Origin of the sequence: Paraburkholderia phenazinium (genome assembly GCF_900142845.1) — a bacterium.
Taxonomy (GTDB): Bacteria; Pseudomonadota; Gammaproteobacteria; order Burkholderiales; family Burkholderiaceae; genus Paraburkholderia; species Paraburkholderia phenazinium_A.
Window position 1 is genome coordinate 400,234 of sequence record NZ_FSRU01000003.1, and the last position, 17,282, is coordinate 417,515.

At 57.1% G+C, this 17,282-nt stretch carries 12 protein-coding genes; 5 read left to right on the forward strand and 7 right to left on the reverse strand.

Going from position 1 to position 17,282, the window contains the following annotated elements; genetic code table 11:
• Positions 1 to 3 precede the first annotated feature (3 nt).
• From BUS12_RS35380 to BUS12_RS35400, 5 genes are all read right to left on the reverse strand, one after another.
• Positions 4 to 1,038, reverse strand: coding sequence for an MraY family glycosyltransferase (locus BUS12_RS35380; RefSeq protein ID WP_074302148.1), 1,035 nt, complete (start codon positions 1,036 to 1,038; stop codon positions 4 to 6).
• A gap of 8 nt (positions 1,039 to 1,046) precedes the next feature.
• Positions 1,047 to 2,003, reverse strand: a complete 957-nt coding sequence (locus BUS12_RS35385) for a UDP-glucose 4-epimerase family protein (RefSeq protein WP_074302149.1) — start codon at positions 2,001 to 2,003, stop codon at positions 1,047 to 1,049.
• Positions 2,000 to 2,845 (reverse strand): glycosyltransferase family 2 protein, encoded by an 846-nt coding sequence (locus BUS12_RS35390; RefSeq protein ID WP_074302150.1) that lies wholly within the window; start codon positions 2,843 to 2,845, stop codon positions 2,000 to 2,002. Before BUS12_RS35390 ends, BUS12_RS35385 begins: the two co-directional genes overlap by 4 nt.
• 168 nt (positions 2,846 to 3,013) lie before the next feature.
• A complete protein-coding gene (locus BUS12_RS35395; protein WP_074302151.1) occupies positions 3,014 to 5,041 on the reverse strand; it encodes an ArnT family glycosyltransferase in 2,028 nt (675 codons plus the stop codon).
• 221 nt (positions 5,042 to 5,262) lie between these two features.
• Positions 5,263 to 6,246: a glycosyltransferase family 2 protein gene (locus BUS12_RS35400; protein WP_253190298.1), complete on the reverse strand. Its 984-nt coding sequence runs from the start codon at positions 6,244 to 6,246 to the stop codon at positions 5,263 to 5,265.
• 779 nt (positions 6,247 to 7,025) lie between these two features.
• Between BUS12_RS35400 and BUS12_RS35405 the strand changes: the two genes are divergently transcribed.
• Positions 7,026 to 7,892, forward strand: a complete 867-nt coding sequence (locus BUS12_RS35405) for a sulfotransferase family 2 domain-containing protein (RefSeq protein ID WP_074302152.1) — start codon at positions 7,026 to 7,028, stop codon at positions 7,890 to 7,892.
• 44 nt (positions 7,893 to 7,936) lie between these two features.
• Here BUS12_RS35405 and BUS12_RS35410 read toward each other — a convergent pair whose 3' ends face one another.
• Complete coding sequence (locus BUS12_RS35410) at positions 7,937 to 9,052, reverse strand: acyltransferase family protein (protein WP_143788575.1); 1,116 nt, start codon at positions 9,050 to 9,052, stop codon at positions 7,937 to 7,939.
• A gap of 399 nt (positions 9,053 to 9,451) precedes the next feature.
• On the opposite strand from BUS12_RS35410, the gene BUS12_RS35415 reads away from it, so the two are divergent.
• Both BUS12_RS35415 and BUS12_RS35420 read left to right on the forward strand, forming a co-directional pair.
• The gene (locus BUS12_RS35415) at positions 9,452 to 11,071 is read left to right on the forward strand and encodes a hypothetical protein (RefSeq protein ID WP_074302154.1); all 1,620 of its coding nucleotides are present in this window, start codon (positions 9,452 to 9,454) and stop codon (positions 11,069 to 11,071) included.
• A gap of 173 nt (positions 11,072 to 11,244) precedes the next feature.
• Positions 11,245 to 12,306 carry a class I SAM-dependent methyltransferase gene (locus BUS12_RS35420; protein WP_143788576.1) on the forward strand — a complete coding sequence of 354 codons (1,062 nt, stop codon included), beginning with the start codon at positions 11,245 to 11,247 and terminating at the stop codon, positions 12,304 to 12,306.
• A gap of 66 nt (positions 12,307 to 12,372) precedes the next feature.
• Here BUS12_RS35420 and BUS12_RS35425 read toward each other — a convergent pair whose 3' ends face one another.
• Entirely contained in the window at positions 12,373 to 13,884 is a 1,512-nt protein-coding gene (locus BUS12_RS35425; protein ID WP_074302156.1) for a glycoside hydrolase family 130 protein, read from the reverse strand.
• A gap of 288 nt (positions 13,885 to 14,172) precedes the next feature.
• Here BUS12_RS35425 and BUS12_RS35430 point away from each other — a divergent pair, with 288 nt between their 5' ends.
• A complete protein-coding gene (locus BUS12_RS35430; protein ID WP_074302157.1) occupies positions 14,173 to 15,384 on the forward strand; it encodes an acyltransferase family protein in 1,212 nt (403 codons plus the stop codon).
• 436 nt (positions 15,385 to 15,820) lie between these two features.
• Entirely contained in the window at positions 15,821 to 17,266 is a 1,446-nt protein-coding gene (locus BUS12_RS35435; RefSeq protein ID WP_074302158.1) for a hypothetical protein, read from the forward strand.
• Positions 17,267 to 17,282 lie beyond the last annotated feature (16 nt).

Below are 17,282 nucleotides of genomic sequence, written 5' to 3' on the forward strand. Positions count from 1 at the left end.
GCGTCATACCTCAGAGGATTGTTCAGACAGTGTTGATTGAAAGCGACGCCAACGCAGATCTACTGCCACGCCCAACAGACAGAGCGCGACGACCCATGCAGCGACAACGCACCATTGAACAGCCGGAGGCCGGCCAAGCAAATACACCGCAATCATTATGCCAGCCGCCATCAGCGCATACCACGTGATGGCGGTTCTGGCATGGCCCATCCCTGAACGCACCATACGCTGATAGTAGTGCTCCCGGTGCGCTTGCCAAAATTTTTCGCCGCGCAACAGACGGCGCGCCAAGGTGATGGAGGCGTCGGTGATGAACGGCGCGAACACCAGCACCGGAAACCAGATGGGCCAGACGCCGCGAAGCCAGCCCCAATAGCCCAAAGCACCGGCAAGAAAGCCTAACGAGATCGAGCCGGCGTCACCTAGGAAAATCCGTGCGGGGTGGAAATTAAACAACAGGAAGCCCAGCGCCGCTCCCGAGACCAAAGCGCACGCCAAGGCCAGTTCGGGCAGCGGCTGGGCCGAGCTCAGCGCGGCCACGGCATAGCCGCCGAAGCCAAACAGCGCCATCCCGCCGGCGAGACCGTCCGCGCCGTCCATGAAATTGTAAAGATTGACCAGCCAGATCATCAGAATCGACAGGGCCACGAGCATCACCCACGGCACCGGCGCCGGATAGAGCACCACGAAACCGGCGACGGCAATCAGGTGGGCCGCAAAGCGGACGCGAGCCGGCAGTCCGCGACGGTCGTCGACCTGCGATACGGCGGCCAGGAACGCCGCCGCCACAGCCGCGCACCACAGGCCCGGCGCGGCCAGCAGAATGCCCACCACCGCGACCGGCACGATGCCCCAGCCCCCGACGCGCGGCGTGGGCCGGACATGAAGCGAACGATCGTTCGGGATATCCGTGGCGAGACGCCAGGCGAGGCCGGTTCTCAGCAGGACCAGCAAAATCAGCGCACAGGCGCAGGCGGCCACCAGGGCGGCCAGTGCGATAGCCGTCCAGGGCGTCGTCGTAAGCGCTTGCATGACCATGGACGACCTCAGTGCGTGGCTCGATACCAGCGGGCGGTCGCGGCCAGCCCCTGGTCGGTTGTATAGGGAGGCTGCCAGCCGAGCACCGTGCGAATGCGGCTCGTATCGACCTGCAAACTGCCGATCAGACGATCCACCTGGGCAGAACGGCCGGTCAGGTTGCCCGCCAGGCGCAACCAGCTCGCCGGCACCGGCACCAGGCGAGCCGGCGCCTGCAGATGCCTCGCCAGTGAGCGAGCCAGCTCCGCGACGGTCAGATCCTCGCCGTCCGCGACGTGGAAAGACTGGCCCGCCGCCTGGGGCGCGGTCACACAATGCACCAGCGCATCGGCCAGATTGTCCACGTAGACAAGACTGCGCTTCGCGCTAATCGCGCCGAGCGGCAACGGTAAGCCTTTGGAAAGGGCCGTCATCAGGCGCAGAAAATTGGCGCGCACGTCGGGACCGTACACAAGCGGCGGGCGGACGATCACGATCTCGAGCCCAAAGGCGTTGCCGTATTGCACCAGCACCTGCTCGGCCTCGTGCTTCGACTGGCCATAGGGATCCTGCGGCTGCGGCTGCGCGTCCTCGCGCAGTGGGCGGCCGGCGTCGGCCTCCGCCATGGCCTTGATGCTGCTGACAAAGACCATGCGTCGCACGCCTTTTGCGCGCGCGGCCTCGGCAACCCGCAGGGCGCCTTCGACATTCGTCGCGCGGAATTCGGCAAGCGGGTTCGCAGCCGGGTCCTGCATGACGTGGACACGCGCCGCGAGGTGCACGACGCAGTCAGCCTGAAGTGCGTCAGGCCAGGCCTCGGTGAGGCCCGCGAAATTCTGCCCCTTGTGCATCCATTCCTGGGTTCCTGTCGGACAGCCGCCGGGCTGACGGATCAAGCCGGTCACTTGATGACCGCCCTGCAACAGCGCGCCGCACAGGGCGCGTCCGACGAAGCCGTTGGCGCCGGTGACGAGAACCTGACTCATAGCCACTTCCAGCCGAACCGGTTGAAGAACTTGAACGCCGACGCGACGAACATCTGGATGTGCGTCGAGCCTTTGCGCGCGGCGCCGCCGCCGTGGTGGAGCACCCGCACGTCCGGCGTGTAGACCACGCGGGCGTGCTCATGCGTGCGCAGGCTCAGGTCGTAGTCTTCGAAGTAGAGGAAGTAGCGCGGATCGAAGCCGGCGAGCCCTTTGAGCAAGTCCGTGCGGAACAGCATGAAGCAGCCGCTCACGATGGGCGGGTCCCAGACGATGTCGCGGTCGTTGATGACGTCGCGCATTTCGTAGCGCGAGAGCCGTCGCGTGAACAGTCGTCTGATGCCGCCCGGCATGAAGCCCCTGACGAACAGATCGAGCAGCGTCGGATAGCGGCGGCAGAGGTATTGCAGACGCCCTTCGTCGTCGCCGATGCGCGGCGTCAACAGACCGGCCTCGGGATGTTGGGCGAAGAAATCGAGGGCGTTCACCAGGGCGTCGCCGTCGAGATCGATATCGGGGTTCAGGACAAGGTGATAGCGACTCGCAGACCGTTCGATGGCGAGGTTATGACCGCGTCCATAGCCGACGTTGCCGTGGCCGCTGATGAGGACTGTGGGAATGCCCCGCTCCTGCAGGGTGTTCAGGTCTGCGGAGATGTCCGGCAGTCCGCCGTTGTCGACCAGGTAAAGGGTGACCGCGAAAGCAGGACTGTTGACGCGCAACGCGTTGCATGCGGTCTCCAGACTCGACAAGGTGCGAGTGAGGAGCGCCAGGTCCGGCCGATAGACGACCACGGACACGGACAAGTTATCGCTCTCAGGGCGCGGCGCGTTTGTAGCTGTCATGTTCGTAAGTGGGTGTCGTCTTAGCGACACTTATCTATGTATGGCCCGCGACGGAACCGCAATTTTGCTCAAATTGGCGTGCTTCGGCAACTTGGCTTTCCATTTGTTACTGCACGAAACGCGCCGGTAAACATTGCATTGAAGCGGCGCAGGTCGGTCAGCGAGTGTCTAAAGCGTACCGGCGGTCTCGATAAGCCCTATAGACCGCAGCTTGAACGACCTCGGGCGATTATCAGCATCAATCTGCGGAACGAAAGGAACATGATCGTCAACTGTCAAGTTAACCCGAAACGGCTTCACTTCGGGCGAAGCTGCACAGGTCAACGGCAAGGAGAGAGTTTGCACTCCGGCCTTGTCAAGCGACAGCACCTGGTCCAGACAACCCGGACTGCTCGCATGAAGCAGCGCGTGCTGTGGGGCAGCGCCTGTAAACAGGTCTCGGGGAACTTCGATCACCATGCGCAAGCTGCTCTCATTTGAGCGCTTCAACATAATTGCTCCGTCCGGGCTAACCCACGCCTGGGGATCACCGTCTCGCTTGAATATGCCTCGTTTGCTCGAGTAGTCCCCACTGGAAAAGTCGACTTCTCGTGCCAGATTTGCCGTGTCGCTATCTTCCGGTGCGAACGGAACATATGGCTGCACATCCCACAACTTGTACAAAGCGCCGCCGTCAAGCTTGAATAACACCGTGTGCTGCGACTCGTCCAGAACCGTCCGAATAGACTTCTGACTGAGCCCTTCGGTGTACATGTCCGTCACGAAATACTTGTCGCGAAGCGCGTTAATTCTGGCGGCAGACCAGTGCTCGAAGTTCATGAAGCGCCGCTGCGAAAAGAGCGCAACAACAGGTGCCTGCCACCAGCCAGTACCGAATACTGTTGCATCGGGCGGCAGGGCCCGCACTCGATCCGCCATCTGGAACATGTCCAAAGCGTATTTCGGAGGTTGCGGTGGGTGCGTTATTGTTTCCCCACTTCGAATCAAAAACAGTTGGCCGGCGACGACCGGCACCAGCGCAAGTAGCGTGACTGCACGCAGACCTCTCCCGCGGGCTACCGAGCGCTCAGGCGTCGCATCTGGACGACGCCATGCCTCAGCTAACACAACAACGATGAGACATTGCAAGAGTACCAGGCCATCAACGATTCGACGCAGCCATGCCATTGCAGTCGGACCGATGAAGATCCACCAGAAAAAATACAGCCCTACTACTACCGCAAGCATCCCGAGAACCAACCGGATATGTGCCAGCCTTCTCCGGTCAAGAGCAAAGATCAAGCCGAGCGCAACGGGCACAACAACGCAGATTGCCAGCATCGGCGCAGCAACGCCAGTAAGGTCGGCAAGAATTGACAGATGTTGTACGCCCTTGTGAATCACACCTTCCGCAGCATGATTGGGTCTGGCTCCGGACTGCGCCAGAATCTGGCCGGCCTGAAACCGCCACCAGCCAAGATAGGCATGCACACTTCCCAGCTCGACTAACCGGAATACTTCCCAGGCAGCGACCGGCGCACCAAAACCGATCGCGAAGGCGACGAGGCGGCGCCATCTGTTCGGCTGCGTGAAAATCAGGCACGCGAGAACGAGCATCCCAGGGGCAACGCAGACCAGCGCAACGACCTTCGTCAAGTAGGCCATACCGAACAACAGACCAGCGACGAACAGCCTGTGACGATCAGGAATGCCACGCACTTTGCGCGGGACCAACACGAATATCCCAGCCAGAAACCAGACGAGTACTGGAATCTCACCGTATCCGCTCATGGAGTATTCGATGAAACCCGGGGTCGCCACGCATGCCATCATGCCAAACAGGGCAAGCCAAAGCGGTACCCCAACGCGACGGGTCAGAGCGATCACCATGCAAATGAGCGCCACGACATAGAGCAGGTTGACAACCTGGCTTGTAAACGGCGTGATGCCGCCTACCCAAAATGCAAGCGCCGCAGGCAAGATGAATGGGCCATCCGTTTGCGCCGGAAACGAAAAGAACTGGTCGTAAAAGAAGCCGTAACCTTCCCCACGAGAGAAGGACGCAGCCGTGTTGAGATTCATCGCCCCATCGAAGCTTGGGGGGGCAACCATCGCGTAACGCACCAGGCCGACGAAGGTGTACGCAACGAGTGCGCCAAACAGCGCGCTTGCCAAGATCGCTACGATTGACACCTTTGCTCGATTCGATGCTTGCATCTGGTATTGAATCGTAAGTTGTCATGCCGCTCGATACAACCGACTGAGCGCGCGAAGGAGTGATGCCCTGGGTGCCGGGGCACATCCAGGGTTGACCACTGCAAATTTGGCGAGCCTCGATACCAGCGCGCCAACCTCAGGACATCGTCAGCAAATAGCACGCCCGCCGACTCAATGCACAAGTGCCCCCAACGACACCGAGGCGAAAGCCCTGCGAATGGTTACTGGCGCAACTTAGACGATGGTCCTGGCACCGCCAGATAGGCAAAGCGTTTCGCTTCAAGTCTGCCTTTCGTCACTGTGTCGAGTACCAGTCCGCAGACGAGGAACAGAAAGCCGAGCAGCACCAGCGCGGCGCACAGCACGGCCGTAGGCATCCGGGGCACAAGCCCTGTGTTCACGTAAGTTTCGAAGAGCGGAATGGCGAGGACGATCGAGAGCAGCAGACTGGCAAAGAAACAGATGGAAAAGAACGCCAGTGGACGCTCAAGCTTGAACAGCTTGAGAATCGTCATCAGGATCCTGAAACCGTCCCGGTAGGTATTGAGCTTGCTGACCGAACCTTCTGGCCGGCTACCGTAATAGGTGTCCACCTCTGCCACGGGCATGCGCAACTCGAGAGCGTGCACGGCCAGCTCCGTTTCGGTTTCGAAACCTTGCGCATGAGCGGGAAAGGACTTCACGTAGCGGCGCGAAAAGATCCGATAGCCGGACAACATATCGCGGAACGTACGGCCAAAAATTGACGCAGCGAAGCCGGTGAGCATAACGTTGCCGAGACGATGACCGGCCCGATAGGCCGCCGCTTCGTCAGACACGCGGCAGCCCACCACCATATCGAGGCCTTCGTTGACGAGGGTTTCGATCAACTGAGACGCAACGCTAGCATCATAAGTATTGTCGCCGTCGACCATGACATAGACGTCGGCGTCCACATCGGCGAACATGCGGCGGATTACGTTGCCCTTACCCTGAAGCGCGACGCGACGCACCTGGGCACCTGCCGCACGCGCAACGTCCGACGTACCGTCCGTTGAGTTGTTATCGAACACGTATATCCGGGCGTTCGGAAGATACTGCCGAAAGTCCGCGACGACCTGAGCGATGGTGCTCGCCTCGTTGTAGCACGGCAAGATGACCGCGACGTCGTGATCCACTTCTTTCCCTCGTTCGTCGATCGGCGTAACAGGGGCGATCCAGTTCACACAAGCGCAAGCCCGCCCCAGAACACCGCTAGTGTTCAAAAGCCGACATGATACCTGCCCTTGTCTTTGAAATGACCAACTAGCGACGGGAAACCCACGGTTTTAGTCAAAAAGCGACACCCTCCGATCACATGTCTCGGCGTGAAAGACCGTGTGATAGTGACCGGACTCGCAGTAACGAATCGACCTGCTTACGCTTTTGTTTTATTAAATACCAACGATTTTAAGTAGCTTAATGCACGTCAACCTTCTACTTCGAACAGGCACCGTTCCACGGATAGCTTAAGGCCACGCTATGCGGCCTCAAATCTAGCTGCCCCTTAAAAAACCCAACGACCTAAACAGCGCAACGGCCGGATTCTTCGCGGTAGTTCACCTGGGAATGGAATAATGAACTAATGACTTCGCTATAATCGTTGCTTACAATCAGCCATACGGAACGCTGGGAGATGTTCCGGCACTCCGCGCACTCCAATGCCGGCGTGTGAGGCACGGCCGACCTGACAACAAGGAGGAGTGGTTGACGACCGGCAATCAAACTCGTGCGACAGACCATGAAGCGCTCCGCGAGCTACGTGCTCGCAGCGGTGGAATCTCCGCCTCTGCTCCCCTCAAGACGGCGAAGCCGGCACCTCGGAACGCCGGGACCGGTGCAGGCTCTGTTGGACATCCCATCAAAATGATGACCTCACCGAAAGAAGCGAATCGTAACTAATCCGCAGCGCGCAAAGGCAACGTAGCGCGAAAGTTATTTTCAGTAATTTTTCTCAATTCACAAAATGCGGACCGTAATCGTTCACTACCACCTTTTTAAAAATGCTGGCACCACGATAGACAGCATTCTGGATCGAAATTTCACTGGCGATGCGCACGGCCACCTTGAAGGTCCCTACCCCTGGTCGACCGTCAGCCCAAACGAAATTTTGAACCACGCGCTTGCCAATCCGGCACTGCGCGTCATCTCAAGTCATCAGGCCAGGCTGCCGCTCCCTCAGCACCCGTCGATTACCTTTCTTCCCATCCTGTTCCTTCGCCACCCAATCGATCGCTTTGCGTCGGTCTACGAGTTCGAGCGACGGCAACCGGCGGATAGCATCAGTCCGAGCGTAGCCATTGCCCGAAATGGCGGCCTGGCCGCTTTTGCAAATTGGGTCGTCGAACGTGAAGCGACTGCGGTGTGCCGGAACTTCCAGGTTGCTCACCTCGCCAGCGCCCAGAGCGATATGCGCGAGGCACGCGCGACGCATAGCGACTACCTTCAGGCACTCGCTCATCTGAGGAGCCTTCCGTTCTTCGGCATCGTCGAGTCGTTCGAAGATTCCATGCAGGTATTGCAGGAGTTTCTCCGACCGCATGTCGGGGAGCTCAACATCGACTTTTCGATTGAGAACTTTACCCCGGGGCGCAAGGCGACCCTGGAAGATCGACTCGAGCATATCGAAAGCGAACTCGGACCGTCGCTGTACCGTGAACTACTCGAGCACAACGCGCTTGACCTGTTGCTCTATCGCGAAGCCGAGCAAAGGTTTGCAGCCAACCTCCTCACGCGCCAACTGGACAACAGTCCTCCTCCGGCGCGAAAGGGCCTGCGGGCGCGAGTCATGCGAGCGTTTCGACCAAACTCGAAATCACCGGTAGGTGCGTGACCCTGTGGCCGGCCTTCAGGGATGCGCAGGAAACATGAGATGGGTTAAGTCGGATTCTGATAGGCAGCAGCTTCACGACTCAGCGGCGATTTCTGACTGCCAGATCCTTCAGGAACCTTCAGCAGCTTCGGCGCACTCAAGCGACTGGAGAGGAAGTGAAGCGCGAAACCCATTATCGTGACCGTGACCATATAGAACACGTAGATAGCGACTTTGGGTTGCTCAACGAACCCGAAGAAGTGGCGATACCACCCGATAAACGGCATGTGGACGAGGTAGACCTCGAAACTGATCTGCGTCAGGCGCGGCAAGTGCCAGGGAAGTGAGCAAATTGCAAAGGCAACAATGATGCCTCCGAGCCCGAGCATCGGATGCACAATCGGGTCGAACAGCTTATAAAAAGTCAGGACCGTTCCCGTGACGAACAGCAACACGCCCAGCGGCAGCGACTTCCGCAGGAGAGCTTCCGTGCGAGCGCGGTCTTCTCCCAGATTGATGCCGATATACATCCCGATGGCAAACGAAGCCAGCCAGAAAATCACCGACGATGCCTGCGAGAACAAGCCCGTATGGAGTGGATGATGTATCCACACCGAGTGGAACACCACGACAGCAGCGACCGCAAGCAACCTGTATCGCTTTATCGCCATGTAGAGCAGCGGAAACACGAGATACAGCTCGATCAATGCGTACAAAAACCAGTAGTGCGTAGAGAACGGATTGAAGCCGTTTTTCAGAACGAGGATGACATTGCACACCCAATCTTCCGGCGTAAACGGCCCGCCGAATGGGCGATCCCACGTTCCTGCGGCAACGGACGCGCCCTGAAAGGCAAAAATGGCGACAACGGTCACCCAATAAGGTATGTAAATGCGTTTCGCACGGGCGACGATGAAGCGAAGCCAGTCAGGCCTCTTACCGGTTAGGGAAAGAGCCAACCCCATCCCGCTGACGGCGAAGAACAGATCATCTGCCTCCCATCCGAGCTGGAACGGTAGGGCAATGATCCGCTGAGGTGTCGACACCAGTTCATGCAGGCTATGCGCCATTGGATAGAAAAATATCCAGAAGTGAAACGACAACACTCCAACCATGGCCATCAAGCGCATGTTGTCTAGCCAAGGAATGAATTGACTACCTTTGTTGCCGACGATCCTCACAAAATCTCCCCATATTATTGAAGGCTAGGCATCACCGCGGAGGCCAAGACTTCTCAACAGGTAGCAAGGCTCATTCCGCGCCTCGTTTCAGCCTCAACGCGGACGGCGAAACTATCCGCGCGAACAATAGGGGATGGCACATTGCAGTGATCGCATCGGGCCGACAGATAGAAACAGCCTACCGAGCGCACGCCTGCATTGCGTTCGGCCGCGGTGTGCCGCTACTCCCGACGGGACGGCCTGCCTCCATCGCCTCTACGTGGGGCACGCCAAAATTCGCCGTGGCAATGACAGTTGCTCAGCAAGCACAAACCCGTCGCCACCGACGTCGCGAATGGTAGTATCGAGCCGCGCTTTTTTCGCACGGGATGTTCCACCCTCTGTTCTCGCACTAAAACTATGAAAGTTCGTTGGCGTACCGTTTTTCAAGAGATAAAGTACCAATTGCTCCCATTTCTAATAATGGGTGGAGTGGTGTCGATATATCTGGGCAAGGATTGGAACTGGGACCTTCGTAATTACCATTTTTATAATCCATGGGCGCTAACGCATCATCGATGGGGTGTCGACCTCTTCCCGGCGCAACTCCAGACCTTCCTCAACCCGCTCTCGGACCTGTTTTTCTACAAACTGGCAGACTCGGGGCGGCCAGACTACATCGTTGTATTTCTAATGGGTTTGCCCGCTGGAATTGCAGCCTATTTCTTGTGGCGATTGCTGGCTAACCTCGATCAAGTCGACGCGCAAAATCCCACCTTGACAGGCTTTGGGTTCCGGGTGGGCGCGTGTGTAGTCGGGATGACGGGGGCCGCCGGATTAGGGCAGATTGGCAGCACCACGGGCGAATGGACCGTGTCGTCCTTGATTATTGGCGCCGTCCTCGCGCTTACTCTGTGGCAAAAGAGCCGCCTGAGCGCGCGCGCCGCGATGGTAACCGCAGGCCTCGCGATAGGTGCGGCGACGGCACTGAAACTCACTGCAGCTGTGCCGGCAATTTCGCTAACCATCGCACTGCCCTTTCTGCTGGTCGGAACGGACAAAAAACAGCTCTGGCGTCTAATTGCAGCTTATGCGCTGGCGGGGTTAGTGAGCTTTGGGATCCTCGCAGGACCCTGGATGTGGAAAATGTACTCGAATTTCCACAACCCTATATTCCCCTATTTCAACGGTCTTTTCCGATCGCCGCTTATCAGCGGGGCTAGCGGTATGGATGTGAGATTTATCCCTCACGACGTTAGGCACCTGTTAGCCTTTCCAGGTTACTCCGCGCTAGTCGGGAACAGCCTACGATCGGAACTTAACTTGAGGGACCCTCGTTTACTGGTGGGCGCATTTATTGCCGTCGGCTGGATAGTGGGTACAGTTGTGCGGCTTGTCTTACGCAGACCTCAAAGTCGCATGTGGAACTTGAAGCTGTTTTTTGCCGTGAGCTACGTTGTTATGTACCTCATCTGGTCAGAACTATTCGCGATCTACCGCTACGCCATCGTACTCGAGCTCCTTGGCGCCGTAATGCTGTTTACGGCGCTACAAGACGTTTGCCGACAACATCGTCAGGAGACAGGCGTCACGATTGCCGGACTCGTGTTCTTGTCGCTTGCGTTGCTTACATCGGTACCTGACTGGGGGCGAATCCCTTTGGACGGCAGCCCGTATTTCCGGAATAAATTGCCTCAGTTGCCCTATGACTCGCTGATCATTTCTACCACCAACGAGCCCGTAGGATACTTGGTGCCGCAATGGCCCGACCATCCAGCCTTTTTTTCGGCCATATCCAACCTGTCAACGCCTTCGTACAACGTGAAGCTGCAACAAATAATTGCACAGCGCGTGGCAGATCATAAAGGCCCCGTTTACGTCCTGCGCGACAGTCGAGAAATGAGCGACGACGTTCGACGCTTATACGAACTCGATCAAATTAAGGTCGACGATTCATCGTGCATTCCCATTGAACCGCCCGCCCCCACTAACCTGGAGGTTTGCCAGGCACATCCAAACAAAACGCCTGCGGTGAACTAGTTCGGCCCTCCCCGGCAGCCCATCACGCGCGAACAAATCCTTCGTGCAGGGAGCGCGGCGGCACAGCGGGAGGGCAAATACATCCAGATACATTTGTAAGTAATATCTATCGGATAATTTCGGTATGTTATAGATTGAAACATCCCGCCGACTAGACAACTTGCAGCACGATCGTGCTGCTGGAGACAAAGATGACTCGATGCGCAGTCTGTTCATCACACGCCGTAGACACCTATCAAAAGATCGATGACGTCGTCTACTACACCTGTGGGGCGTGCGGATCGTTGTTTGCGGACCCGGCATTCCTGCGCGCAGTGGAAGACGGTACCGTCTCAAACTATCGAGACGCTTACTGGGAAATGGAACTGCGTGCTGCAAAGGAGAGGTCGTACGGATCGTCGTTGCAGCGGGTCGCGGAGACTTTCTTCTACAGCCGGGTTCCAATCAAGCGATTTGTTGATATCGGCTCGGGACCTGGATACCTGCTGGACGCCGTTGCAACAGCGTTGCCCGACGCAACAGACATGTTCTATGGAGTGGAACTCTTTCCGCCAGAGCCCGCGTTCCAGTCAAAGCACCCAAACTACAAGGTCTGTCCTCTCGCAGACGTCGGTCAAAAGTTCGAGGCAGGTGTTTGTATCGAGGTCATTGAGCATTTGACGCCATCCATGCTCGACACCCTCGCAAAGCAAATGGCACAAACATCAGCACCTCAGGCGGTTTATTTGATCAACTCCGGTCAACCTGAGTATGTACTGAACGAAGATCCCGGCTATCTGGACCCTCACGGCCGTGGACACATCATGTCCTACTCGCTCGAAGGGGCGAGACGAATATTTGAGCCGCACGGCTTCACAGTTATTCCGTTGCCGGGGCGTCACTGGGCTTTCCTTGTCGAATACCAATCTCAATCCACGAGTAAGCACCCCATCCAGCAACTTGAGGCGAGAATCTGGTCGCCGATTCCAGAGAACGCCGCCACGCTTAGGGACGGTCGCAGTGGCTCCTTGATGTACCACGTGGGCCTAGATTCGGCTCGTTGTTACCTCGAGCATGCGACGGTGGTGGAGCGCACGGAGTGGGCTCGATCGCTTCAGGCAGAGATGGAGCGTGCGGAAGCAGAGGTCGCGAATAATGCTGTGGTACACCAGCCCCCCTCAGAAACCAGCCGCCACGACGATCATGCAGGACTCATCGGGCGCGCACGACGCTGGGTGCAGCGCCACGCGAGTTAGCAAGGCGATACAACAAAAACCATCAATTCCGGTAGGGGCCGACCCACGATCGGCCCTTATGACGCCCTATTGAGTTTTGATGGATGCCAAAGTGAACGCAAGGCGTCGGGTGTCCGGATTGCTCCCGTTCTCTGCAGGCACCATCGACCGACTCGCGCGAATTTCAACCTCCGCGTAGTCCGCGTCATGCGCGGCGGCACGCACGCTCTTTAGCGGTACCGATATCGTGAAAACGTCGTCATTGACGAACTCTTTCGATACGACTTCGGTGCCATTGACGACAACGGAAATGCGATCGCTCCCCTCCGTCCTAGTCGTTTTCGAAATTGTCGCAGCGGGCACCCAACCGGATATCACAAGCGATTTGTCCGACGGTGCTCCCTCGATTGGGAAAGTGAAGAATGTCGACGGGCCAACCCATGCGTGGCGCTTACCGGCATCACCTTCGATCGGAAACGAGCCACGTACGACATCAGTAGATCGAATCGGCGTTTTTGTCCAGTCAGCGTTTGCGTCAAATTCCGCGACATTCCGACCTTGCGTCAGATCGACCGTCGCCATGCCAACTTCGCCATTCAAATTCTGTGCAGGCTCGGCCTTGTCTCCACCACCAAACCACACCGACCACTTTCCGTTCCCGACTGGGAGCAAGGTCGAGTCACATATGACCTTCAAGTCCCACGCAGCGCGTTGCCGATCCGTAATGAGCCCTGCTACCGACATCTTCTTCCAGTGTATTCCGTCTGTCGAAACCGCATAGCCCAGGTTCCGGATCTCCGTATTGCTTCTGCCCGTATAAAGCATGTAGAAATAAGGCGGCGCATACGCAACACTCGGCTCTCCCAAGCCGTTCTCATCAAACGATCCGTAAGCACCGACATCCAAAATCGGATTCGCGGGAGACCTTTGCCAAGTGATGCCATCGGAAGACCTGGCAACACCGAGTCGCTGCGTCGCTATCTCATTCTGCCCAAGGTAATACAGGTATAGATAACCATCTTTGGCGATGACGTAGGGATCACCTACTGCCTGACTGTCCCATGCATGGGCTGCGCCAGTCGCAAATACCGGCTTCGGATAATTGGTGAATTTGAACCCATCGCTAGAGGTCGCGAGACCGATCTGCGTACGCCCGGATTTATCACGACCTTGGTAGAAATAGAGAATCTTGCCCTTCCAGACTATTGCGGCTCCATTCGCCGCAATATAGGAAACATCCCAGCTTTTTGCGTCGGGTTGCAGGACAGGATTGCCGGCAAACTTCTGCCAGACAACACCGTCTGAGGACGTAGCAATCCCAGTCCTCCAGACTTTTCCGTCATAGCCCGAGTAGTAGTTAAAGAGCTTCCCGTTCAGTCGCACCACCGATGGGTTCAAAAGATCGACGCCATCCCATTGCGTCGGAGCGCCTCGTGTTAGCACTGGCTTTGCGAGGACGTTTTCTATCTTGAGAGGAACGGGAGCGGCCAGACCCTTGGATGATGCGAGAGCGAAATCATCATCAGATGGCGCCGCAGGTGCCGCATGCACAACTACAGCGACGAGGCACGCGGCGATCACGGCCAGCTTCTTTTCCATGTTGTTCCCATACAGTTTGAGGCGGCAAGTTTGCCACAGTTTTTGTCCCTAATCGCCACTAGCACGTCGCGGAGACGCACAGCCCCCTGGGGACCGAGACAGGATCGACGAATGGACGCGAGAGAGTCGGCTGGCCCGTCGCAAACTGACCGATTCTTGCCACGATCTGGCAGTGGCGATCCTACCCAAAAGCGGCCCGCTGCCCGGTCTGCAAATCGGGCACCTTGCTGAGTGGATGGGATAGAATCGCGGGAATTCTACGCGGCCATTCACCCTACGAACTGCTACATGATCCAGCACGCCCATCGCCGCATTGACGATATCGAAGCCCTTCGCGCGTTTGCTGTCCTGTTCACCATTATTGAACACGTCAGATATGTGCTGTCGTGGGGCAACCATTACGTATACACATTCGACCTGTTTTTTAGTGCCACGACCGGCGTCGACCTGTTTCTTTGCATATCGGGCTTCGTTATAGCGCGGAGCCTTCTTCGAACCCTGGATACCGCGCCCGACAGCGAGACGTTCTGGCGCCGGGTGTTCGCCTTCTGGGTGCGTAGAGTGTTTCGCATCTGGCCCACATCTATTTTTTGGGTGACGGCCATCGTCGCATGTGGAGTCATCTTCAGGCACGCCGGATACTTTGGCCACTTCAGGGAAAATTTGGCTGACTTCGCAGCAGTTGTCACTCAGACCGCGAATTTCCATATGGTCGGCTGTCTTCCTCTGTCGGAATGCGGAAATGCGGGGCCATGGTGGAGTCTCTCCCTCGAAGAACAGTTCTATATATTGTTGCCGTTTGCCGCGTTTTTCTTTAGAAGAAAAATCGCTTACTTCATGGTGTTCGTCGTCTTGGCTCAGGTATTTCTCCATCGTCCGAGTTGGACCTACCCCTGGGTATTTAGAACGGATGCGCTCGCCATGGGCGTTCTATTAGCTATATTCGCAAACGGCAAGCTCCAGGAAGTCGTGAACCCAAAGTTCCTGGCAAATCGCCTGTATGCGATTCCTATGGTCGCAGTTCTGCTGTTATTGATGGCGTCAATGCCCGACGCAGCGAGAAAAATCAGTTCTGTGTCGTTCTCAACTGGAATGGTCGCAATAGTAGCCGCCGTGCTGGTGTTTATCGCCTCGTTCGACGGCGACTATATCGCGAGGGGACGAATGCCGAAGACCGTCTTGCTATGGATCGGATCGCGCTCGTACTCGATTTACCTGATCCACTGGTTTTCCATTCAGGCAACAAAGACTATCTGGTGGTACGTTGAGCCGGCCGGCACGGTATTTGACGGGAGATACACGCTACGGTACTTGCTGGTGTGGATCGCGCTGACCGTCATTCTGAGCGAACTAAATTACCGGTTGCTCGAGACACCGCTGAGAAGAAAGGGCGCGGATATAGCCAAGCGAATCGCAAACGGCGAATCAGGCGATCGGCCGGCACCTCCAACGTCCATGTCCGAGCATTCGACGGACGAAGCATCAGCCGCATCTGCGTAGTAGCCGTCTATAACTAAGCGCCAAACACGCCAACACCCTCGGCGGGTTACACCTGCGCGGCGCCTTTTATCGCAGTCGCGCTCCGCGCTCGTCGAACCGGCAGCGCCAACGCGTGAACCGGAGCGCCCGTACTTTTGACATCTCGAAGGTCGGGCAGCATCTCGAACGAAGCCATTTCATTGGAAGCGTGGAGGCAGAGTTCCTTTCAAACGGCTAGCTCACGAGAGGCCCCTTCCGATGTGTCATAATTCGCGCATCTCCAAATGCTAGGTATCCCGCCAACAGTCGCGCGGAACTGAGCTCAGTGCAAGTCACGCACCCAATACCGACCATCCCAAGAAAGTCCATGCAGAGTCGCCTAAGTAACTTGCCACCACGGTCCCTTGAGGCGCCCGCCCGCTCAGACGTACGCATCGCGTTACCACTTTGGATAGTAGTGTTCCTGGCACTTACTGCGGTGACGTACTGGCGATTTGTGCGGTGGGAACCATCGGTCTTCTATGGAGACGACCTCTACACCATCCTAGCCGCGCTGAAAGACCATACTTTCGCCAGCGATTGGCAGCAACCATTCACAACGCCATTCTACGAGAAGTACCGGCCCGTCTTCGAACTGATATGGGTGGCACTCGTCCGCATATTCCAGACGGATTTACGCGGCTTCTTGGCCTTCAACTTTGGCGTGCATTTGCTAAACGCAATGATTTTATTTGCTATCGCAATGCAAGTCTCGAATGGCAACAAACCGGTCAGCGTAGCTCTGGTCGTCGCATTTGCTGGCTCACGCTTCGCCCTCTATCAAATCACTCAGGCCACCGGCCCAGTTGAAGCGGTTGCGCTCACGCTGTTCCTACTTACGATCACTTGGACTCTAAAGGCGTATCAATACCCGGAAGATAGTCGCTGGCAATGGTTCGCGACACTCGCATTCTTCCTCTGCATACACACGCATGAGCGGTATATCGCCCTTACGCCCATACTTGCATTTATGCTCGCGCTATCGCGCCGACACTACGTTGGTCTTTTCAATCGCTACGGCGGAGCGCTCGTATGTATTGCGATACCGCTGTTCAACGCGCTAGTAAAAACTAGCCTACTTCATTTGGCATTCTTCGTAGGCACAGGTGAGACGCATATTGACGTGAATATGCACCGAATCGTTGAGCAGACACTTCAAGCGGTCTTGTCAGTAGTTGGATTCAACTATGGTCCTGAATATCTGGCCGGCCATAGCATCGTATTCGGCGAGTCATTACCCGGCGATGACGCCGCACGCCTTCTGGCAACGGTAATCGTGCTTGCCGCGCTCGTCGCGACAACTTATGCGGTTTTAGTTGGCGGTCGATCCCGCGCACCGCTCCGCTGGTACCCTATCTTGTTGCTAGCAATCGCGGTTTTAATACTGGTTCCACCGATCGTGACAGTTCGCCTCGAGCAACGCTGGCTTTACGCTCCGCTCGCGCTTTTCTTGCTGCTTTTTGCCTGGGCGGCGAGACTGGACGGCCGCAAACGGATCGTGCCAACAATAGCAGGACTTGCGGCGTGTCTTTCGCTACTCTCGCTGGACATCCTTTTGAGCCAGTACACACCCTGGATCTATTTCATGAGTTCCGCGACCGCCGCCTCGCTGGCAAAACGCGACATCGTGGACACTCACGCAGCGCCGCTTGGTCAAGATCTGCTGTTGCATGCATCGCGTGACCATTGCAAGTGGACCTTGGACGAAGGGCGCTTCTTTGAACTGTACGAAGGACAGGACCGAAAGATCTACTGCGCCCTAACCGATGAAGCGTTTGACGCCCTGCTGAAGAAGTATCCATCGGCTCAAGCGTTCAGCTACACGCCAGGCGTGTCGTTCACTCCCGTTGCAAGACCGAAGTAACACCTGGCTGCGGCGA

What these genes read in the sequence shown, in the direction of transcription:
- BUS12_RS35430 (WP_074302157.1), top strand. Translation starts at nt 14,173, where the DNA reads ATGATCCAGCACGCCCATCGCCGCATTGACGATATCGAAGCCCTTCGC.
- BUS12_RS35425 (WP_074302156.1), bottom strand. Translation starts at nt 13,884, where the DNA reads ATGGAAAAGAAGCTGGCCGTGATCGCCGCGTGCCTCGTCGCTGTAGTT.
- BUS12_RS35380 (WP_074302148.1), bottom strand. Translation starts at nt 1,038, where the DNA reads ATGGTCATGCAAGCGCTTACGACGACGCCCTGGACGGCTATCGCACTG.
- BUS12_RS35395 (WP_074302151.1), bottom strand. Translation starts at nt 5,041, where the DNA reads ATGCAAGCATCGAATCGAGCAAAGGTGTCAATCGTAGCGATCTTGGCA.
- BUS12_RS35415 (WP_074302154.1), top strand. Translation starts at nt 9,452, where the DNA reads ATGAAAGTTCGTTGGCGTACCGTTTTTCAAGAGATAAAGTACCAATTG.
- BUS12_RS35405 (WP_074302152.1), top strand. Translation starts at nt 7,026, where the DNA reads ATGCGGACCGTAATCGTTCACTACCACCTTTTTAAAAATGCTGGCACC.
- BUS12_RS35385 (WP_074302149.1), bottom strand. Translation starts at nt 2,003, where the DNA reads ATGAGTCAGGTTCTCGTCACCGGCGCCAACGGCTTCGTCGGACGCGCC.
- BUS12_RS35390 (WP_074302150.1), bottom strand. Translation starts at nt 2,845, where the DNA reads ATGACAGCTACAAACGCGCCGCGCCCTGAGAGCGATAACTTGTCCGTG.